We start from the raw sequence: 18,944 nt of genomic DNA, 5'->3' as shown, positions 1-18,944 counted from the left end.
CATGGGCGCGTCAAAGAGAAAAACAGGGGAAGCGGCCAGGGTAGCCCGCCATCAGTTGTCGGGCAATCCGCGCGCCACCAGGTCGCTGCGCAGGCGCTCGTGCAGGGCGCGCAGCAGCGGCAGCGCCAGGTGCAGGCGATCCCCCTCGCGACAGGCGTGGCCAAGCAGATAGGCAATCTCGCTGCGCCGGCCCTTGGCGATGTCCTGGTACATCGAGGAGAAGTTCGCCGCGGTGGCGGCAATCACCCGCTCCACGTCGCTTTGCAGCTCCCTGGCGGCGACGGGATAGCCGACGGCATGCAGCAACTGGCCCAGCTCGTCGCAAAGCCCGGCGACTTCGCTGGGATGGCCCGCCAACTCGCCGTTGCGGCACTGATGCAGCACGGTGAGCGGATTGATGGCGCAGTTCAGCGCGAGCTTGCGCCACAGACGTTCGAGGATGTCGGCGCTCCATTGCACGGGGATCCCGGCCTGACGCAGATCGGACAACCAGTCGGGTTCGGTACCACCTTGTTCGTCGCCCAGCCAGGTCTGGCCCTGGCCGGCGAAGACTACGCGGAAGTCGGCCTCGCGGAATGCGCCTTCGGTGCTGGATGCGTACAGGCAGCGGGCGCGCGGCAGGTGGGAGCTGACCGCCTGCTGGCTGCCCAGGCCGTTCTGCAACAGGACGAGCTCGGCGCCGGGGGCCAGCCGTGCGGCTACGCTGGCAGCGGCGGATTCGGCGTCATAGGCCTTGCAGGCGAGCAGCAGGCGCTGGATCGGGGCGCCTTGGGCGGCAGTCTCCGCCGGGATGGGGTAAAGGCTCTCGCGGCCGTTTTCCACGAGGGTGACGCCACCCAGAGCGCGGTAGGCGTTGAGGCGCTTGCGGTCGCGCAGCAGCAGGCGTACCGGCAGGCCGGCGCGGAAAAGGCGCGCGGCCCACAGGCAACCGAGGCTACCGGCGCCGAGTATGGTCCAGGTCATGGGAAGAACTTCGCGGGTCGAGGGCTTACCGCGAAGTTTAGCGCAGGCCGGTCAGCCGGCTGGCGTTGATTCGCCCACTGGCGAAGGCATCGGGCAGCAGCGCACGGCCTTGCTGCATCACTTGTTCAACCTCCAGGGGCAGCGCCTTGGCATCGACGCCGACCAGGCTGATGCCGGCCTTGAGGGTGATGAAGCCTTCGCTGGTCTTGAACGCCTTGAGGTTCAAGCCTTCATGCAGGCGGCGGAAACTGCTGGGCGAGCATTCCTGCAGGTCTTCGAGCAGGGTGATCAGGGCGAAGTGCTGGCTGTCGAGGCGCGCCAGGACGTCCAGCGGGCGCACCAGTTGCTGCAGTCGGCGGGCGACGCCATGCAGCAGTTCGTTCTGGAACGGCTGGCCGTGCCTGTGCCCCAGTTCGGCCAGCTCCGGCAGGCCGATCAGCATGTAGCACACCGCACCACCACGGGACTCCACCTGGCGGATGCTGTCGGCCATCTTCTGCTTGAGGTAGCGCTGGTTGCCCAGGCCGGTGGCGCTGTCCACCAGGTTGCGCTCCTCCAGGCTGGTGATGTTCTCGGTGAGCAGGCGGTTTTCCATCAGCAGGCGCTGCAGGGTGTTGCTCAGGCGGTCCGCGGCCAGCACGCGCGGCACCAGTTGCTCGTTCATCGAGGACTTGCTGACGAAGTCGTCCACGCCTCGGTCGAAGGCCTCGGCCAGGGCGTTGTCGCCCTCCTTGCCGGTGAGCAGGATGATGTAGGTGTAGTGGTCGCCGCTCTCGTCGAGCTGGCGCACCCGGGCGGTGAGCTCCAGGCCGTCCATCTCGGGCATCAGCCAGTCGGCGAGGAGGACGCTCACCGGCTCCTTTTCCAGCAGCTCGAGCGCCTCGCTGGCACTGCTGGCGAAGCGCACGTTCTGGTAGCCGGCCTGGCTCAGCGCGCGGCCGATCATGGCACTGGAGAACTTGGCGTCGTCGACCACCAGGATGCTGAGATGGTTGGTTGGCATGAAAAGGAATGTCTCGCAAACGGGTGGGAAATGCCGACTCTCACTGTCAGAGGCCGGGCGCGGTCTTGTCTGTCAGTTATAATGACCGCGCATTTTTATCGTCAAGCCAGGCTCGATGCTGACTGTGAACCGCATCGCGCCGTCCATCTGGAGAGATGTCATGCCTTCGTTCGACGTGGTGTCCGAACTGGACAAACACGAACTGACCAACGCCCTGGATAACGCTGCCAAGGAACTGGACCGCCGTTTCGACCTGAAGGGCAAGTGCAGCTTCGAGGCCAAGGACAAGTCCATCACCCTGACCGCCGAGGCGGATTTCATGCTCGAGCAGATGCTCGACATTCTTCGCTCCAGCCTGGTCAAGCGCAAGATCGACGCGCAGTGCATGGAGGTCAAGGACTCCTTCGCCTCTGGCAAGGTGGTCAAGCAGGAAGTCGACTTCCGCGAGGGCATCGACAAGGATCTGGCGAAGAAGATCGTCGCCCTGATCAAGGACAAGAAGCTCAAGGTTCAGGCCGCCATCCAGGGCGAGCAGGTACGTGTCACCGGCAAGAAGCGCGACGACCTGCAGGAAGCCATCGCGCTGCTGCGTGGCGAGTCCCTGGGCATGCCGCTGCAGTTCAACAACTTCCGCGACTGACCCCTTCAGCGGAACCTCGTCGCCCGGGCGACGTCGCAATTAAGAGTCGCTCGGCGAACACCCGACCGTCATGGCTTGCCATGGCGGTTTTGTTTTTAGCAATGGCAATAGACAAGGGGCCTGCATCCATGGATATGAATTACGAGCACATCGTCAACAGTGCGGAGGCCTGGGCGCCTGTCGTCCTGGCTTACCTGGGCAACGCCGTGCTGGCGCTGTTGACCCTGCTGATCGGCTGGTGGGTGATCAACCTGCTGACCCGCCGCGTGGGCGGCGTCCTGTCGACCAAGCACGTGGACAAGGCGCTGCAGGGCTTCATCGGCAGCATGGTGAACATCATCCTGAAGATCCTGCTGATGGTCAGCGTGGCGTCGATGATCGGCATCCAGACCACCAGTTTCGTCGCAGCCATCGGTGCCGCCGGCCTGGCCATCGGCCTTGCGCTGCAGGGCAGCCTGTCGAACTTTGCCGGCGGCGTGCTGATCCTGCTGTTCCGCCCGTTCAAGATCGGCGACTGGATCGAGGCCCAGGGCGTGTCCGGCACCGTGGACAACATCATGATCTTCCATACCGTGCTGCGCACCGGTGACAACCGTACGGTGATCGTGCCCAACGGTGCACTGTCCAACGGCATCATCACCAACACCTCGACGCAGACGACCCGTCAGGTGACCTTCGACGTGAAGCTGGCCTTCGACGCCGACCTGGATGGCGCCCGCGCGATTCTCAAGGAACTCGCCGAGGATTCGCGTGTGCTCAAATCCCCGGCGCCAGTGGTGGTGGTCGCGGGCCTGGGTGAAAACTCGGTGACTCTGTCGCTGCGCCTGTGGACTGCCAATTCCGACTACTGGGCCGTCACCTTCATGCTCAACGAGCAGGTGCGCCTGCGTCTGCGCGACGCCGGCATCGACCTGGCGCCGAACAAGGTGGTGCGTGTGGTCAAGGGCGAAGAGGGCTCGGTGCTCACCGATTGATCTGACCAACCGCCATGAAACAGGCCGGCAATTGCCGGCCTTTTTCATGAGCGCTGTTTCACCGGCAAGTCAGTGACGTTCGGCGCTCGGCTGCTGCGCTGGCGTTTGCGCAGGAGGTTCGGCGGCGCCATTGGTCATGTCGTTCTTGCGTTGCAGCCACAGCCAGCCGATCAGCAGCAGCGTGGGCACGCCGAGCAGGGCGGTGAAGAAGAAGAACCGCTCGTAGCCCATGCCCTCGACCATGGCGCCGGAATAGCCACCGATGAAGCGCGGCAGCAACAGCATGGTGGAGCTGAGCATGGCGTACTGGGTCGCGGAGAACTTCAGGTTGGTCAGGCTCGACAGGTAGGCGACGAAGGCCGAGGTGGCGAGGCCGCCGCTGAAGTTGTCGAGCATGATGGTCACCACCAGCATGGTGACGTGCGGCTCCAGCACCTTGAGCAGGGCGAACACGTTCTGGCCCATCAGGTGCGGATCGTCGATTGCCCCCATTTGCGCCAGCATGGCGAACAGCAGGTTGGTCGCGGCCGAGGCCGCGCCGCCGATGAAAAGGATTGGCAGGATGCTGAAGCGGGCGATCAGCACGCCGCCGGCCGCGGCGCCGACCAGCGTCATGATCACCCCGAACAGCTTGCTGACGGTGGCGATGGTGTCCTTGGTGAAGCCCATGTCGATATAGAACACGCTGGCCATGGTGCCCATGACGGTGTCCGACATGCGATAGGTGGAGATCAACCCGAGCAGCAGCAGCGCCTGCCAGCGATAGCGGCGGACAAACTCGGTAATCGGCGTCAGCACCGGCGCCATCAGCAGGCGACCAGGCGCCGAGATACAGCTCAGGGCGATCAGCAGGTAGAGGATGGCGAGCCACCACTTGCCGGCCTCGGTCATGTTGATGAACGCGGTGCCGGTTACCAGCAGGATGATCAACACGATCACCGACACGGCCTGGTGGACGAAGTCGAACTGCGGCAGGCCGCGGCCATGCACGGCCAGCAGCAGCGGGCGGCGTACTTTCGACAGCAGCTCGCGTACCGGGCGAATCTGTCGGCGGCCGTGGGGTGTCATGCAGACGCCGATGAAGATCGCATACAGCGCAGCGCGCGGCCACGCCTGGGCGGTCAGCGCAGTCAGCATGGCCGGCACGGAAATCAGCAGTACCAGCAGGGTCAGCACCGAGAGCAGTTGGTGGTTGAAGGCGAAGGCCGAACTGCCAGCCTGCGGCTGCACGTTCACCGGCGGCTCTTTCATCAGCAGCGTGGTGATCAACCCGGGCAGGATGGCCAGGGCGCACACCGCGTAAGTCAGCGCCCAGGCCGACTGGCTGTAGTGCAGAGCGCTGGAGCCGGCCCATTCGGCGAGGAACAGCACCCCGGCGGTAGCGAACAGCACGGCGACCCGGTAGCCGGTCATATAGCAGGCAGCCAGCGCGGCCTGACGGGTGTTTTCGGCGATTTCCAGGCGGTAGGCGTCGATGGCGATGTCCTGGGTGGCGGAGGCGAAAGCCACCACCATTGCCAGGGCGATCAGCCAGTTCAGGTGCGATTGCGGGTTGCACAGGGCCATGCCGAGCAGGCCGATGGCGATCAGCCCCTGGGAAAACACCAGCCAGGAGCGGCGGCGGCCCAGGCGACCGATGAAGGGCAGGCGCCACTGGTCGAGCATGGGCGACCACACCCATTTGAAGGCGTACACCAGCCCGATCCAGCTGGCGAATCCAATGGTTTCCCGAGCGACGCCTGCTTCACGCAACCACACCGAGAGGGTGGAGAGCACCAGCATATAAGGCAGGCCGGCGGCGAAACCCAGCAGCAAAAGCGCGAGGCTGGCGGGAGACTTATAGGCAATCCATGCCTCTCGCCAGGAATGCTCTTTCATGGGGGGTGTTTTCCAGCAGGACGAAAAATTACGCGAACTCTACTAGGACTGCTCGCCGCTAGGCCAGCCGTGCCGACGTATGTCCACCCGATCGTTATGGATTCTGACACCCTCCGCACGCAATCGTGCGCGCTGCTCGTTACCCGAGACAGTGCCCAGCGGCAGGCTGATGCGCCCGCCCGCGGCGATTACCCGGTGCCATGGCAGGCGGGTGTCTTCGGGTAATTGTCCGAGGATACGCCCGACCAGCCGCGCGGAACGGCCCAGGCCAGCCAGGCGGGCGACATCGCCATAGGTGATGACGCAGCCTTCGGGCACTTGGGCGATGACCAGGTAAATTGCCTCACGCCTTACCTCCAGGCTTTCCACTCCGAGGTCGGTCATTGGTGCGCTGGCACTGGGGTTGGGCTTGGGCATCGAAGGTACCGCGATAGAGGGGCTGACGCTCAGGATATCGGCTGGCGGCGAGCTGACAAGTTGGGTTCTTTGTCAGACCCATCTGTCAGTCATTGTGAACTCTCTGCACGTGGGTCTGTCACTCGTTGCTCTAGTGTCGGGTATCTGGATAATGCCCGGCTTTTTGCCCATTCAATCCAGTTGAATTCGACTCATGTTTTCCAGAAACCTGCTCTGTGTCGCCCTTGCATCCTGCTCCTTGTCCGCTTTCGCCGATACCGTCTGGTTGAAGAATGGTGACCGACTCACCGGCACCATCAAGTTGTATGACGGCGGCAAGCTCCTGTTCGCGACCGATTACGGCGGAGAAATCACGCTGAAGTCGGACAAGATCAAGACGCTCGAAACCGATCAGAATCTGCTGGTGAAGTACGACGAGGAAACCGGTGAGCACTCCAAGGGGCTGAAAGCGTCCGAACAGGGCAAGGTGACACTGGTCAATGGTCAGCCCCGTACGGTGGAGCTGGCGCAGATCCAGCAGATGATGCCGCCCAAGCCGATCCTCGAAGACTGGGTATGGACCGGCAACGTCGATTTTTCCCTGGATCACAAACAGGCTGAAAACGACGTCGAAGACTACGACATCGACTTCAAGACCAACGCCCGCCACGGTCGCTGGCGCCATAACCTTCAGGGCGAATACAACCGCGAAAAGAAGGATGACGCGGTCAGCACCAACAACTACTCGGCGCAGTATGCCCTGGACCGCTTCCTCGACGAGCACTGGTTCTGGCAGGGGCAGGCCCAGTACAAGCGCGACTGGATCGAAGACCTGCAGAAGAAGCGCACCATCGGTACCGGTCCGGGCTACCAGTTCTGGGACAACGAACTGGGGGCGTTCTCCCTGGCCACGCTGGTCAATCGCAACGACTACGAGTTCGTCGACGATGAGAAGTCGCACTTCTATAGCACCAGTCTGAAGTGGGACTACAACCGCTACCTGCTGGCCAAGCAGTTCGAGCTGTTCACCAATGGCGAAGTGAGCAAGCCGTTGGAATCCAATGTGGAGTACGAACTGGAGAGCGAGGCAGGCATCCGCTACAAGCTGACCTCCTGGGCGTCCCTGAGCCTGAAGGCCGAGTGGGACAAGCTCAGCGGCAACGACGGCGACGTCAACGAGCGTCGCTATACCGTGGGCCTGGGTGTGGGCTGGTAAGCCGCCCCGGAGTGTAGGAGCGAGCTTGCTCGCGAACCGCATGGCACCGGTGCCGCCGGGAAAGAGTTCGCGAGCAAGCTCGCTCCTACGAAAAGCACAAAAAAGCCCCGCACTGGCGGGGCTTTTTCATGGGCGGGCGGATTACAGACGCAGGCCGCCGTCCAGCTCCAGCACGCGACCGGTGTAGTAGTCGTTCTCGAGGATGTAGGCCACCGAGTGGGCGATTTCCAGCGGCTTGCCCAGGCGCTTGAGCGGGATGCCCGAGGTCATCTTCTCCAGGGCCTCGGGCTTCATGCTGGCGACCATGTCGGTCTCGATGAAGCCTGGCGCCACGCCTGCCACGCGGATGCCGTAGCGTGCCAGTTCCTTCGCCCACACCACGGTATCGGCGGCGACGCCGGCCTTCGCCGCGGAATAGTTGGCCTGGCCCATGTTGCCAGCGCGGGAGATGGAGGAAATGTTGACGATCGCACCTTCGTTCTTCAGCTCGATCATCTTCGCCGCCACTTCACGGGTGCACAGGAACACGCCGGTCAGGTTGACGTCGATCACCGCCTGCCACTGAGCCAGGCTCATCTTGCTCAGCTCGCCGTCCTTGACCTTGATGGTCAGACCGTCGCGCAGGATGCCGGCATTGTTGACCAGGCCATTGATGGCGCCGAAGTCGCTGGCGACCTGGGCCACCATGTGGGTAACCTGTTCTTCATTGGCGACGTTGCAGATGTAGGCGCGGGCGTCACCACCAGCGGCCTTGCAGGCGGTCACGGCTTCGTCCAGTTTTTCGGCATTGAGGTCAACCAGCGCGACGCGCGCGCCCTTGCCGGCGAGGTACTCGCCCATGGCGCGGCCCAGGCCCTGGCAGCCACCGGTGATGATGATGACCTTGTCTTTCAATTGCATCGGAACAACCCCACGAACAGTTTCTGGTGAAAGGCCCCGCCGGCAGCTGTGCACAGAGTCAGTCCTGCCCGTCCGTTTACGACGGATTCTTTGCGAGGAGTCATAAGTTGAGCGTGAAAGCTGCCAAGCATGCCCGAGAACTGCTGCTCAAGGAATACCGCGGCGTCCTCTCCACCCACTCGAAGAAGTGGCCGGGGTTCCCCTTTGGCTCCGTTGTGCCCTACTGCGTGGATGAGGCAGGGCGCCCGCTGATCCTGATCAGCCGCATTGCCCAGCACACCCATAACCTGCAGATGGACGGCAAGTGCTCGCTGCTCATCGGCGAGCGCGGTGTCGATGACATCCAGGCCGCCGGTCGCCTGACCCTGCTGGCCGAGGCGCTGCTGATCGAGGACGTCGACGCCATCGCTGGCGCCGCCGAGCGTTACTACCGCTATTTCCCAGGTTCGCAGGACTACCACATCGTCCACGACTTCGATTTCTGGGTGCTGGAGCCGGTGCAGTGGCGTTTCATCGGTGGCTTCGGCGACATTCATTGGCTGGGTGCGGACAGCGTGCCGCTGGCCAACCCCTTCGTCGGCGAGGCAGAAAAAAGCATGGTCCAGCACATGAACAGCGACCACGCCAATGCCATCGAGCACTACGTCGAACTGGCCGGGTTGCCTGCCGGCAAGGGCCCGCAGATGGCGGGAATTGATACTGAAGGTTTCCACCTGCGTATCGGCCAGGGCCTGCACTGGCTGCCGTTCCCCGCGCCGTGCGGCAATCCCGGCGCGGTGCGCCAGGCACTGGTGCAGTTGGCCAAGGCGGATGTCTGGCCGGGCAATGAAGTGATCCAGGCCTAGCAGCCCTCGGCGTTTCCCTTGAAAAGGACGCGGGGCGTCACCACCTAGCTTTCTACCCGGGCAACGACCCCGCCAAGGATTCATCGATGCGAGTTCCCCTGTTTCTGATTCTTCTGTTCCCGCTGATCGAGCTGGCCGTGATGATCAAGGTCGGCAGCGTGATCGGTGTGGGCTGGACCCTGCTGCTTATCATCGCCGGCGCCTTCATCGGTGCCGCAGTACTGCGCGTAGCCGGTGTCGCCACTGCGCTGCGTGCCCGCGAACGGCTCAATCGCGGCGAGCTGCCCGAGCAGGAAATGCTCGAGGGGCTGGTTATCGCCCTCGGCGGTGGCCTGCTGATGCTGCCGGGCTTCATCAGCGACTTCGTCGGTCTGCTCTGCCTGATCCCCTTCACCCGCCGCCTGATGCTCGGCCGTGTGCGCCAGCGTATGCAGGAGCAGGCCGAGCGCCGCCGCGCCTTTGCCGACGATCCGGCCGCCCAGCACCGCAGCGGCCCCAGCGTGATCGAAGGCGAATACCAGCGCCGCGAGGAAGACCGCGACCGTCTGCATTGAGGTCGGGGCGGTTTCGATCGCCCATGGCTCCGACCTTTCTGCAAAAAATTTTCCGTCACACCCTTGAAATGCCTTGTAGCGACCTTATGTACCGGTCACCGCAAGGTCCCTGTCAGTACGACAGGCTGCTCTATTTCGCGATTCGCCTGTCGGGTCGCAAACCGGCACCGCCGGATTCAATAAAACCTGCCGGGCATCGATCCGGCCGTTGGAAATCACAGTTTGGGAGAGTTACGACTATGAAGCTTCGTCCTCTGCATGACCGCGTCGTCATCCGTCGCAGCGAGGAAGAGACCAAGACCGCAGGCGGCATCGTGCTGCCCGGTTCCGCCGCCGAGAAACCGAACCGCGGTGAAGTGGTTGCTGTTGGTGCCGGCCGTGTCCTGGACAACGGCGAAGTTCGCGCCCTGGCCGTGAAAGTGGGTGACAAGGTGGTCTTCGGCCCGTACTCGGGCAGCAACGCCATCAAGGTCGACGGTGAAGAACTGCTGGTGATGGGCGAGTCCGAGATCCTCGCTGTCCTGGAAGACTGATTCCCGCGTCCTATCCAACCCACTGAATTCGATTTAGAGGAAACAGAACATGGCTGCTAAAGAAGTTAAGTTCGGCGATTCCGCCCGCAAGAAAATGCTGGTCGGCGTAAACGTCCTGGCCGACGCCGTCAAAGCCACCCTGGGCCCGAAAGGCCGTAACGTCATCCTGGACAAGAGCTTCGGCGCTCCGACCATCACCAAGGACGGCGTTTCCGTTGCCAAGGAAATCGAACTCAAGGACAAGTTCGAGAACATGGGCGCCCAGCTGGTGAAAGACGTTGCCTCCAAGGCCAACGACGCTGCCGGTGACGGCACCACCACCGCTACCGTTCTGGCTCAGGCCATCGTCAACGAAGGCCTGAAGGCCGTCGCTGCCGGCATGAACCCGATGGACCTCAAGCGCGGCATCGACAAGGCCACCGTGGCCATCGTTGCCCAGCTTAAGGACCTGGCCAAGCCGTGCGCCGACACCAAGGCCATCGCCCAGGTCGGCACCATCTCCGCCAACTCCGACGACTCCATCGGCAACATCATTGCCGAAGCCATGGAAAAAGTCGGTAAAGAAGGCGTGATCACCGTTGAAGAAGGCTCGGGCCTGGAAAACGAACTGTCCGTCGTGGAAGGCATGCAGTTCGATCGCGGCTACCTGTCCCCCTACTTCATCAACAAGCCGGACACCATGGTGGCCGAGCTCGACGGCCCGCTGCTGCTGCTGGTCGACAAGAAGATCTCCAACATCCGCGAAATGCTGCCGGTCCTGGAAGCCGTTGCCAAAGCCGGCCGTCCGCTGCTGATCGTGGCTGAAGACGTCGAAGGCGAAGCCCTGGCTACCCTGGTCGTCAACAACATGCGTGGCATCGTCAAGGTCGCGGCCGTCAAGGCGCCGGGCTTCGGCGACCGCCGCAAGGCCATGCTGCAGGACATCGCCATCCTGACCGGCGGCACCGTCATCTCCGAAGAAGTCGGTCTGAGCCTGGAAGGCGCCACCCTGGAGCACCTGGGCAACGCCAAGCGCGTCGTCCTGAGCAAGGAAAACACCACCATCATCGATGGCGCTGGCGCTCAAGCCGACATCGAAGCTCGCGTCCTGCAGATCCGCAAGCAGGTCGAAGAGACTTCCTCCGACTACGACCGTGAGAAGCTGCAAGAGCGTCTGGCCAAGCTGGCTGGCGGTGTTGCCGTGATCAAGGTTGGCGCTGCCACCGAAGTCGAGATGAAAGAGAAGAAAGCCCGCGTTGAAGACGCCCTGCACGCTACCCGTGCTGCGGTGGAAGAAGGCGTGGTTCCTGGCGGCGGCGTCGCTCTGGTTCGTGCTCTGCAAGCCATCGAAGGCCTGAAGGGCGACAACGAAGACCAGAACGTCGGTATCGCTCTGCTGCGTCGCGCCGTTGAAGCTCCGCTGCGCCAGATCGTTGCCAACTCCGGCGACGAGCCGAGCGTCGTGGTCGACAAGGTCAAGCAGGGTTCTGGCAACTTCGGCTACAACGCTGCTACCGGCGTGTACGGCGACATGATCGAGATGGGTATCCTCGATCCGGCCAAAGTCACCCGCTCGGCTCTGCAAGCTGCTGCTTCCATCGGCGGCCTGATGGTCACCACCGAGGCCATGGTTGCTGAAGTGGTTGATGACAAGGCTGCTCCGGCCATGCCGGACATGGGCGGCATGGGCGGCATGGGCGGCATGATGTAACCCCTGCTGTACGAAAAAGCCCCGCCTAGGCGGGGCTTTTTCATGGGCGGCGGATATGCCAGACTGCGCCGCAGGAGATGGCATTCCTCCTTCAACCGCCCTCGTGGCTGATGATGCCTACGCATAGACCTGGAAAGGCGCGTAGGCGCTCGCCTGCAGCCTGTCCAAACTTCTCACTTCCAGGACAGGACCATGTGGAAATCCATTCTCGCCGTTTCCCTCGGCGCTGCTCTCGGCGCACTGCTGCGCTGGGTGCTCGGGCTCAAGCTCAATACTCTCCTGCCTTCCATGCCGCCGGGTACGGTGGTCGCCAACCTGCTCGGCGGCTACATCATCGGCGCGGCCATTGCCTTCTTCGCCAACTCGCCGGGCCTGGCGCCAGAATGGCGGTTGCTGATCATCACTGGCTTCTGCGGTGGCCTCACTACCTTCTCGACCTTTTCCGCCGAAGTCGTCGTGCTGCTGCAGCAAGGGCGCCTGGCCTGGGCGATGGGCACCATCGCCACGCACCTGGCCGGCTCCCTGTTGATGACGCTGGCCGGGCTCTGGTCGGTCCAGGCGCTGATGGGGCGATAGGACCGGGCAAGGACCGAAGCCTGGCGCGATACAGTGACGAGGGATTCACCGGAAGAGTGTGAAAATTCCGTCAAAGGCGCTTAAGTTCCATTTAAGCTGGTTACGCTAGGATGCATCGCGTTCGAGGAGAGCCTATGCGCATTTTGCTGGTTGAAGACAATCGGGACATCCTGGCCAATATGGCCGACTACCTGGGGCTGAAGGGCTACACGGTGGATTGTGCCCAGGACGGCCTGTCCGGATTGCACCTGGCGGCAACTTCCCATTACGACCTGATCGTGCTGGATGTGATGCTCCCGGGCCTGGATGGCTTCACCCTGTGCCGCCGCCTGCGCGAAGACGCGCGCCGCGACACCCCGGTGATCATGCTCACTGCCCGCGATCAGCTGGACGACCGCCTGCAAGGCTTCCGCTCCGGCGCCGACGATTACCTGCTCAAACCCTTCGCCCTGTCCGAGCTGGCCGCGCGCATCGAAGCCGTGCTGCGCCGCAGCCAGGGCGGCGGGCGCCGCGAGCTGCAGGTCGCCGACCTGAGCTACAACCTCGATACCCTCGAAGTGAACCGCGCCGGCAAGCCGCTCAAGCTCAACCCCATCGGCCTCAAACTGCTGGCGGTACTGATGCAGAAGAGCCCCCACGTGGTACGCCGCGACGTGCTCGAGGAAGCCGTGTGGGGCGACGACTGCCCCGACAGCGACAGCCTGCGCAGCCATGTTCACCAGTTGCGCCAAGTGATCGACAAGCCCTTTGGTTCCTCCCTGCTGCACACCGTGCATGGCGTCGGCTACAAGCTGGCGGAGGAAGCGCATGGAGTATAAGCAGAGCCTTTCCCGACGGATTGTCTTTGCCTTCGTACTCATGACCGCCGCCGTTGGCGGCCTGTTCTCGGTGGGAATCGTCGGCGTCGTCCATGTCGTCGAAGAGCGCCTGATTTCCCGCGACCTGGGTGGCGAGCTGGATCGCATCATCAATGAGGACCTGGGGAACGGCCAGGCACCCAAGCTCGACCCAGGCATGCGTTTCTTCATCAGCGATGGTGTCGGTGTTTATGCCATGCCGCCGGCGCTTCGCCGTCTGGATACTGGCTTCCACGAGGTCTTCGACGGTGAGCTGTCGTTCCATGCGCTGACGCGTGATATCGATGGCCGCCGTTTCGTCCTGCTGCAGGACCAGAGCGACTTCGAGGCGCGCGAGCAGATCCTCTACGCTGCGGTCGTCACGGGCTATGTCCTCAGCCTGACGCTCTCCGGGCTGCTGGGCTGGCTGCTGTCGCGCAAGGTCATGGAGCCCGTGTCGCGCCTGGCGCGGCAGGTCCGTCATCGTGACCAGTTGCTCGACCTGGCTCCGCCGATGTCGCCTGACTACGCCAATGATGAAGTGGGCGAACTGGCGGCAGCATTCGATTACGCCATGGGTCGGCTGCACGATGTGCTGACCCGGGAAAAGCTTTTTACCAGCGACGTCAGCCATGAATTGCGGACGCCGCTGATGGTGATCGCCACCAGTTGCGAGTTGCTGGCTGAAGAACCGGGCCTCAGCCCTCGGGCGCAAGCCCAGTTGGCGCGCATGAACAGCGCATGTGAGGAAATGCGCGATCTGGTGCAGACCTTCCTGATGCTGGCGCGCGCCCAGCGCAAGGACATGGCGATCGTTTCCCAGGCAGGGTTGCGGCAGATTGGTGACGAACTCGTGGCGCAGTGGCGTGGCCCCATTGAAGCGAAAGGCCTGACACTGGAATACGACGCGAGCCAGGAAATGCCCGGGCAGTTCAATGCGCCATTCTTGCGCTCGGTGATGAGCAATTTATTGCGCAATGCCATGCATTACACCGAAAGCGGCAGCATCCGCTTACAACTTGGACCCAACGGATTCTGGGTCGAGGACACCGGTGCAGGTATCCCGGAAGAACAGCGCGAGGCCGTCTTCCAGCCATTCGTTCGCGGCCAGAACCCGCGTGGCGAGGGGCTTGGGCTGGGGCTTTCGCTGGTCAAGCGGATCTGCGCTTCCGAGGGCTGGGATGTCACGCTGCGCCCAGCTGAACCGCACGGTTGCCGCTTCGAAGTTCGCCTAGCCGTCGTTTGACAAAATCTTCACAAGTGCATGACCCGGCTGTGACAGGCTGGTTCGTATCGTTCGCCCTGAATTCGGGAAGGTAATAATCCGATGACTGAAAAATCCGTCGACCTGGAGTTCTCCCAGAAGTATGACCGCCAGCACGCAGAGCGTTATCTGCGTAAACACCAGGCCGGTCTGTCTCGGAAACTTTCCCACTGGCGCGATGTCCAGATAGGCCGCCAGGCACTCAAGCTCGCCGGCCAGCCCAACCTGGTGCTCGACCTGCCGTGCGGCGCCGGTCGCTTCTGGCCGATGCTGGCTGAGAAGGAGAACCGGGTGATCATCGGCGCGGATAATTCGCCCGACATGATTGCCGTTGCCTGCGCCGGGCAGCCGAATGAGGTTGTAAAACGCGTCCGACCTTTGCAGACTTCCGCGTTTGCCATTGATCTGCCCGACAATGCTGTCGACAGCATCTTCTCGATGCGCCTGATGCACCACATCGGCGAATCCGATGACCGTCTGACGATGTTGCGCGAATTTCATCGCGTAACCCGCGATTCGGTCATCCTGTCGATGTGGGTCGATGGCAACTTCAAGTCCTGGAAACGTGCACGCGCCGAGGCAACTCGCAAGAAACACGCCTACCAGAACCGCTTCGTGATTCCTGCCAAGACCATCGAGGCGGAGTTCCGCCAGGCTGGTTTCAAGGTTCAGGATCACATTGATTTCGTCCCGCTCATCCATATGTGGCGGGTCTACATTCTGCGTAAGGAGTGATGGATGGCCGTTGATCTGGCGTCGCTGCAGCAAATTTCCGGTGAGAACGCCATCGACCGTTGGCTCCAGGTGCCCGGCAAGTGGGTGGAAGAACCCAACCGTCGGCGCGGCGGTGAGAGTGGCGTGCAGCGAGTCCTGACCTCCGACGGCCGTATGCTCTATCGCAAGCAGCAGATGGGTCACATCTACCGTGACCTGCTGCATCCCTTCGGCTACCCCACCGCCATTCGCGAGCGTAACGCGCTCAAGGCCGCCGAAGCGCTGGGCGTGCGCGTGCCCACCCTGGTCTACGCCGGTTGCCGCAAGGTGGATGGCGAATGGCAGGCCCTGCTGGTCACTGAGTCTCTGGACGGTTTCAGCAGCCTGGAAGACTGTTATGCCCGCGGCGACCAGGAAAAATGGGGTGAAGCGCTGCATCAAAGAATTCTGCAACATTACGGCAGTACCCTTGCCAAGCTTAACGCCGGCCGTTGGCAGCATGGCTGCCTCTACCTCAAGCACGTGTTCGTGAAGGTGGACGGCGACAAGATCGAAGTGGCCCTCATCGACATGGAAAAAGCCCGCCAGCGTTTCAGCGCTCAGCGTGCTGCGCGTCACGATCTTCGCCAAGTGAAGCGCCGCTCGTCGTGGACAGAGGCGCAATGGCAGGCCTTTGTCTATGGTTACCAAGCGGCGTTTGGCAGCGCCATCAAAGGGTTGCAGACATGAAGTTAGAAATTACGCGAGGTTTGCTCCTCGTCGGCGCGCTCGGGGTAGCAACCCTGGCGGCGGCGGCCTGGCATGAGCCGGGCCCTTCGGTCATTTCCGGAAAAGGCGGCTTGGACAGCTGTCCCATCCCGCCCAACCTGCGCGCCAAGCAACAGGACGTCCGTCCGGATGACGACCTGCTGCTTTTCCTGTTCGGGATGTCGCAGAGCAAAGCACGCTGATTTCTGATTCCAGACAAAACCCCGCCTCGGCGGGGTTTTTTGTGGGCCACGGGTTTAGACTGCCGATTCAAGCCTGCAATGAGATGAGCATGAGCGACAGCGCATTTTCCCGGCGGATCGTGCAGAACCTGCTGGATACCGACTTCTACAAGCTGAGCATGATGCAGGCGGTGCTGCACAACTATCCCAACACCGAGGTGGAGTGGGAGTTCCGCTGCCGTAACGAGGAGGACCTGCGCGCCTACCTGGACCCGCTGCGTGAGCAGATCGAGCGTCTGGCAGAGCTTTGCTTCTCGCCCCAGGATCTGGCTTTCCTCGAACGCATCCCGTTTTTCAAACCCGACTTCATCCGCTTTCTCGGCCTGTTCCGCTTCAATCCTTGCTACGTGCAACTGGGCGTGGAGAGCGAAGAGCTGTTCCTGCGCCTGAAAGGCCCGTGGCTGCACGTGATCCTCTTCGAGGTGCCGCTGCTGGCGACCATCAGCGAAGTGCGCAACCGGCATCGCCATCCGCGCACGACGCTGACGATGGTCCGCGAGCGCCTCCAGGAAAAGTTCGACTGGCTACGCCAGGAAGCCAGCGCTGAAGAACTGGCCGGTTTCAAGATGGCCGACTTCGGCACCCGCCGGCGCTTCTCCTATCCGGTGCAGGAAGTAGTGGTACGCGACCTGCGCGATGGTTTCCCCGGCCGGTTCGTTGGCACCAGCAACGTGCACCTGGCGCGTGAGCTGGGGGTGAAGCCGCTCGGTACCATGGCCCACGAGTGGCTGATGGCGCATCAGCAGCTCGGTCCGCGCCTGATCGACAGCCAGGCCGCCGCACTGGACGCCTGGGTGCGCGAATACCGCGGCCAGTTAGGCATCGCGCTGACCGATTGCATCACCATGGATGCCTTCCTCGCGGACTTCGACCTGTACTTCGCCAAGCTTTTCGATGGCCTGCGCCATGACTCGGGCGACCCGCTGGAGTGGGCGGAAAAGGCCATCCGGCATTATGAGCACCTGGGCATCGATCCGCTGACCAAGACTCTGGTGTTCTCCGACGGTCTCAACCTGCCGCGTGCCCTGGAAATCTACCGGGCGCTACGCGAGCGCATCGACGTCAGCTTCGGCATCGGAACCCATTTCACCTGTGATGTGCCGGGCGTGGAGCCGATGAACATCGTGCTGAAAATGACCGCCTGCAACGGGCACCCGGTGGCGAAGATCTCCGATGCGCCGGGCAAGACCCAGTGCAAGGACGAGAACTTCCTGCGTTACCTCAAGCACGTCTTCAAAGTACCGGGCTAGCCGATTGCACAGCGCAGCGGGACCGGCCACTCTTGCTCAAGCAGCCAATGCGACACGCCCATTGAAGGGGAACAACGGATGTCAACCACGAACGAACTCATCATCGGCGCAGGGCCCGACGGGCAGCCCGTCGGCCAGTCCTGGAAACTTGCCAACCGCCACGGCCTGATCGCCGGTGCCACCGGCACCGGCAAGACAGTGACGCTGCAACACCTCGCCGAATCCTTCAGCGATGCCGGCATCGCAGTATTCGCCGCCGACATCAAGGGCGACCTTTGCGGCATCGCCGCCGCTGGCAACCCGCAGGGTAAGGTGGCCGAGCGCATCGCGAGCATGCCGTGGCTGAACCACAAGCCCCAGGCCTACCCGGTGAGCATCTGGGACGTGGCCGGGAAGACCGGCCATCCGCTGCGCACCACGCTGTCGGAGATGGGCCCGCTGCTGCTGGCCAACCTGCTGGAGCTGACCGAAAGCCAGCAGGCGGCGCTGTTCGCCGCGTTCAAGGTGGCCGACCGCGAAGGCCTGTTGTTGCTCGACCTGAAAGACCTCAAGGCGCTGCTCAATCACTTCAAGGAAAATCCGGACATCCTCGGCGAGGACCGTGCCTTGTTCACCAGCGCCTCGTCCCAGGCGCTGCTGCGGCGCCTGGCCCTGCTGGAACAGCAGGGCGCCGAGGACTTCTTCGGTGAGCCGGCGCTGCAACTGGAAGACCTGCTGCGCCCCGAAGCCGACGGCCGCGGCCGCATCCACCTGCTGGATGCCAGCAAGTTGGTGCACGACGCCCCCAAGGTCTACGCCACCTTCCTGCTCTGGCTGCTGGCCGAGCTGTTCGAGCAATTGCCCGAGCGCGGCGATGCCGACAAACCGATCCTCGCGCTGTTCTTCGACGAGGCGCACCTGCTCTTCAACGGCACGCCCAAGGCCCTGCAGGACCGCCTGGAACAGGTGGTGCGGCTGATTCGTTCCAAGGGCGTTGGCGTCTATTTCGTCACGCAGTCGCCCGGCGATCTGCCTGACGACGTGCTGGCGCAGCTGGGTTTGCGCGTCCAGCACGGCCTGCGCGCCTTTACCGCCAAGGAGCAGAAGTCCTTGCGTGCGGTGGCGGATGGCTTCCGGCCCAACCCGGCGTTCGACACCCTGAACGTGCTCACCGAACTGGGCATTGGCGAGGCGCTGGTCGGCACGCTGGAAGAGAAAGGCACGCCGGCGATGGTCCAGCGCGTGGCTGTCGCGCCGCCGCAGTCGCGCATCGGCCCGCTGACCGACGCCGAGCGTGCGGATGTCATCCGTCGTTCGCCTTTGGCCGGTCGCTACGACCAGCCGATCGACCGCGAGTCCGCCTACGAGAAGCTGACCGGTCGCGCTGACGGCAAGATGGCGCCCACCGAGCAGAAGGACGCGAAGGGCAGCGGTACCGATTTTGGCGGGATTGCCGGCGAGATCCTGGGATCACTGGCCAGCCAGGTCAGCAAGACCGTGGTACGCCAGGCGGCGAACCAGATCGGCCGGCAGTTGGTGCGCGGTCTGATGGGGGCACTGCTGGGCGGGAGCAAGCGGCGGTGAAAGCCGGGGGCGCGTAGCGCCAGGGTTACGTGCCCTACGTACCCGGTCGGCGATGAAATCCGTGTGGGGGTGGTTCGCGAGCAAACTCGCTCCTACAGGGGACCGCGGCTTTTCGTAGGAGCAAGCTCGCTCACGAACAAAAAAGGCGCCCGAAGGCGCC

20 protein-coding genes and 1 riboswitch are annotated in these 18,944 nt (G+C 63.0%); of the genes, 15 read left to right on the top strand and 5 right to left on the bottom strand.

Features of this window, described 5'->3' with window-relative positions; genetic code table 11:
- Positions 1–51: 51 nt before the first annotated feature.
- On the bottom strand, positions 52–963 hold the full coding sequence (locus C167_RS0109745) for a putative 2-dehydropantoate 2-reductase (protein WP_017518087.1): 912 nt from the start codon (positions 961–963) through the stop codon (positions 52–54).
- Positions 964–1,000: 37 nt separating this feature from the next.
- Positions 1,001–1,966: a response regulator gene (locus tag C167_RS0109740; RefSeq protein ID WP_017518086.1), complete on the bottom strand. Its 966-nt coding sequence runs from the start codon at positions 1,964–1,966 to the stop codon at positions 1,001–1,003.
- Positions 1,967–2,126: 160 nt separating this feature from the next.
- Here C167_RS0109740 and C167_RS0109735 point away from each other — a divergent pair, with 160 nt between their 5' ends.
- Positions 2,127–2,606, top strand: coding sequence for a YajQ family cyclic di-GMP-binding protein (locus C167_RS0109735; RefSeq protein WP_017518085.1), 480 nt, complete (start codon positions 2,127–2,129; stop codon positions 2,604–2,606).
- A 128-nt stretch (positions 2,607–2,734) separates the two neighbouring features.
- Positions 2,735–3,580, top strand: coding sequence for a mechanosensitive ion channel family protein (locus C167_RS0109730; RefSeq protein ID WP_026078932.1), 846 nt, complete (start codon positions 2,735–2,737; stop codon positions 3,578–3,580).
- Between the two features lie 69 nt (positions 3,581–3,649).
- Here C167_RS0109730 and C167_RS0109725 read toward each other — a convergent pair whose 3' ends face one another.
- Both C167_RS0109725 and C167_RS0109720 read right to left on the bottom strand, forming a co-directional pair.
- Positions 3,650–5,458, bottom strand: a complete 1,809-nt coding sequence (locus C167_RS0109725; RefSeq protein ID WP_017518083.1) for an AmpG family muropeptide MFS transporter — start codon at positions 5,456–5,458, stop codon at positions 3,650–3,652.
- 42 nt (positions 5,459–5,500) lie between these two features.
- A complete protein-coding gene (locus C167_RS0109720) occupies positions 5,501–5,875 on the bottom strand; it encodes an MGMT family protein (RefSeq protein ID WP_037006090.1) in 375 nt (124 codons plus the stop codon).
- 193 nt (positions 5,876–6,068) lie between these two features.
- Here C167_RS0109720 and C167_RS0109715 point away from each other — a divergent pair, with 193 nt between their 5' ends.
- Positions 6,069–7,070, top strand: coding sequence for a DUF481 domain-containing protein (locus tag C167_RS0109715; RefSeq protein ID WP_026078931.1), 1,002 nt, complete (start codon positions 6,069–6,071; stop codon positions 7,068–7,070).
- A gap of 141 nt (positions 7,071–7,211) precedes the next feature.
- Here C167_RS0109715 and C167_RS0109710 read toward each other — a convergent pair whose 3' ends face one another.
- Positions 7,212–7,970 (bottom strand): SDR family oxidoreductase, encoded by a 759-nt coding sequence (locus C167_RS0109710; RefSeq protein ID WP_017518080.1) that lies wholly within the window; start codon positions 7,968–7,970, stop codon positions 7,212–7,214.
- 107 nt (positions 7,971–8,077) lie between these two features.
- On the opposite strand from C167_RS0109710, the gene C167_RS0109705 reads away from it, so the two are divergent.
- From C167_RS0109705 to C167_RS0109650, 12 genes are all read left to right on the top strand, one after another.
- Positions 8,078–8,815 carry a HugZ family protein gene (locus C167_RS0109705; protein ID WP_017518079.1) on the top strand — a complete coding sequence of 246 codons (738 nt, stop codon included), beginning with the start codon at positions 8,078–8,080 and terminating at the stop codon, positions 8,813–8,815.
- Positions 8,816–8,901: 86 nt separating this feature from the next.
- A complete protein-coding gene (locus C167_RS0109700) occupies positions 8,902–9,369 on the top strand; it encodes an FxsA family protein (RefSeq protein WP_017518078.1) in 468 nt (155 codons plus the stop codon).
- A 239-nt stretch (positions 9,370–9,608) separates the two neighbouring features.
- The gene (locus C167_RS0109695) at positions 9,609–9,902 is read left to right on the top strand and encodes a co-chaperone GroES (RefSeq protein WP_009617968.1); all 294 of its coding nucleotides are present in this window, start codon (positions 9,609–9,611) and stop codon (positions 9,900–9,902) included.
- Positions 9,903–9,951: 49 nt separating this feature from the next.
- Entirely contained in the window at positions 9,952–11,592 is a 1,641-nt protein-coding gene (groL, locus tag C167_RS0109690; protein ID WP_017518077.1) for a chaperonin GroEL, read from the top strand.
- A gap of 64 nt (positions 11,593–11,656) precedes the next feature.
- Positions 11,657–11,719, top strand: a riboswitch (Fluoride riboswitch).
- Between the two features lie 65 nt (positions 11,720–11,784).
- Entirely contained in the window at positions 11,785–12,168 is a 384-nt protein-coding gene (crcB, locus tag C167_RS0109685; protein WP_017518076.1) for a fluoride efflux transporter CrcB, read from the top strand.
- 134 nt (positions 12,169–12,302) lie between these two features.
- Positions 12,303–12,986 (top strand): response regulator transcription factor, encoded by a 684-nt coding sequence (locus C167_RS0109680; protein WP_017518075.1) that lies wholly within the window; start codon positions 12,303–12,305, stop codon positions 12,984–12,986.
- A complete protein-coding gene (locus tag C167_RS0109675) occupies positions 12,976–14,250 on the top strand; it encodes a sensor histidine kinase (protein ID WP_026078930.1) in 1,275 nt (424 codons plus the stop codon). Before C167_RS0109680 ends, C167_RS0109675 begins: the two co-directional genes overlap by 11 nt.
- 81 nt (positions 14,251–14,331) lie before the next feature.
- On the top strand, positions 14,332–15,003 hold the full coding sequence (locus C167_RS0109670) for a class I SAM-dependent methyltransferase (RefSeq protein WP_017518073.1): 672 nt from the start codon (positions 14,332–14,334) through the stop codon (positions 15,001–15,003).
- A 3-nt stretch (positions 15,004–15,006) separates the two neighbouring features.
- The gene (locus C167_RS0109665; protein WP_017518072.1) at positions 15,007–15,711 is read left to right on the top strand and encodes a lipopolysaccharide kinase InaA family protein; all 705 of its coding nucleotides are present in this window, start codon (positions 15,007–15,009) and stop codon (positions 15,709–15,711) included.
- Positions 15,708–15,932 (top strand): hypothetical protein, encoded by a 225-nt coding sequence (locus C167_RS0109660; RefSeq protein WP_026078929.1) that lies wholly within the window; start codon positions 15,708–15,710, stop codon positions 15,930–15,932. Before C167_RS0109665 ends, C167_RS0109660 begins: the two co-directional genes overlap by 4 nt.
- Before the next feature lie 89 nt (positions 15,933–16,021).
- Positions 16,022–17,221: a nicotinate phosphoribosyltransferase gene (pncB, locus tag C167_RS0109655; protein ID WP_017518070.1), complete on the top strand. Its 1,200-nt coding sequence runs from the start codon at positions 16,022–16,024 to the stop codon at positions 17,219–17,221.
- Positions 17,222–17,299: 78 nt separating this feature from the next.
- Positions 17,300–18,784 carry a helicase HerA-like domain-containing protein gene (locus C167_RS0109650; RefSeq protein ID WP_017518069.1) on the top strand — a complete coding sequence of 495 codons (1,485 nt, stop codon included), beginning with the start codon at positions 17,300–17,302 and terminating at the stop codon, positions 18,782–18,784.
- Positions 18,785–18,944: the final 160 nt, after the last annotated feature.

The organism is Pseudomonas nitroreducens TX1 (genome assembly GCF_000313755.1).
Taxonomy (GTDB): domain Bacteria; phylum Pseudomonadota; class Gammaproteobacteria; order Pseudomonadales; family Pseudomonadaceae; genus Pseudomonas; species Pseudomonas nitroreducens_A.
The sequence above is the reverse complement of the archived record's forward strand: the minus strand, read 5'-3'. Positions and strand labels throughout refer to the sequence as shown.

Coding starts and splice junctions, on each gene's coding strand:
- C167_RS0109665 (WP_017518072.1), top strand. CDS start 15,007: ATGGCCGTTGATCTGGCGTCGCTGCAGCAAATTTCCGGTGAGAACGCC.
- C167_RS0109740 (WP_017518086.1), bottom strand. CDS start 1,966: ATGCCAACCAACCATCTCAGCATCCTGGTGGTCGACGACGCCAAGTTC.
- C167_RS0109675 (WP_026078930.1), top strand. CDS start 12,976: ATGGAGTATAAGCAGAGCCTTTCCCGACGGATTGTCTTTGCCTTCGTA.
- C167_RS0109695 (WP_009617968.1), top strand. CDS start 9,609: ATGAAGCTTCGTCCTCTGCATGACCGCGTCGTCATCCGTCGCAGCGAG.
- C167_RS0109670 (WP_017518073.1), top strand. CDS start 14,332: ATGACTGAAAAATCCGTCGACCTGGAGTTCTCCCAGAAGTATGACCGC.
- C167_RS0109720 (WP_037006090.1), bottom strand. CDS start 5,875: ATGCCCAAGCCCAACCCCAGTGCCAGCGCACCAATGACCGACCTCGGA.
- crcB (WP_017518076.1), top strand. CDS start 11,785: ATGTGGAAATCCATTCTCGCCGTTTCCCTCGGCGCTGCTCTCGGCGCA.
- C167_RS0109715 (WP_026078931.1), top strand. CDS start 6,069: ATGTTTTCCAGAAACCTGCTCTGTGTCGCCCTTGCATCCTGCTCCTTG.
- C167_RS0109680 (WP_017518075.1), top strand. CDS start 12,303: ATGCGCATTTTGCTGGTTGAAGACAATCGGGACATCCTGGCCAATATG.
- C167_RS0109745 (WP_017518087.1), bottom strand. CDS start 963: ATGACCTGGACCATACTCGGCGCCGGTAGCCTCGGTTGCCTGTGGGCC.
- C167_RS0109725 (WP_017518083.1), bottom strand. CDS start 5,458: ATGAAAGAGCATTCCTGGCGAGAGGCATGGATTGCCTATAAGTCTCCC.
- C167_RS0109700 (WP_017518078.1), top strand. CDS start 8,902: ATGCGAGTTCCCCTGTTTCTGATTCTTCTGTTCCCGCTGATCGAGCTG.
- groL (WP_017518077.1), top strand. CDS start 9,952: ATGGCTGCTAAAGAAGTTAAGTTCGGCGATTCCGCCCGCAAGAAAATG.
- C167_RS0109710 (WP_017518080.1), bottom strand. CDS start 7,970: ATGCAATTGAAAGACAAGGTCATCATCATCACCGGTGGCTGCCAGGGC.
- C167_RS0109650 (WP_017518069.1), top strand. CDS start 17,300: ATGTCAACCACGAACGAACTCATCATCGGCGCAGGGCCCGACGGGCAG.
- pncB (WP_017518070.1), top strand. CDS start 16,022: ATGAGCGACAGCGCATTTTCCCGGCGGATCGTGCAGAACCTGCTGGAT.
- C167_RS0109660 (WP_026078929.1), top strand. CDS start 15,708: ATGAAGTTAGAAATTACGCGAGGTTTGCTCCTCGTCGGCGCGCTCGGG.
- C167_RS0109730 (WP_026078932.1), top strand. CDS start 2,735: ATGGATATGAATTACGAGCACATCGTCAACAGTGCGGAGGCCTGGGCG.
- C167_RS0109735 (WP_017518085.1), top strand. CDS start 2,127: ATGCCTTCGTTCGACGTGGTGTCCGAACTGGACAAACACGAACTGACC.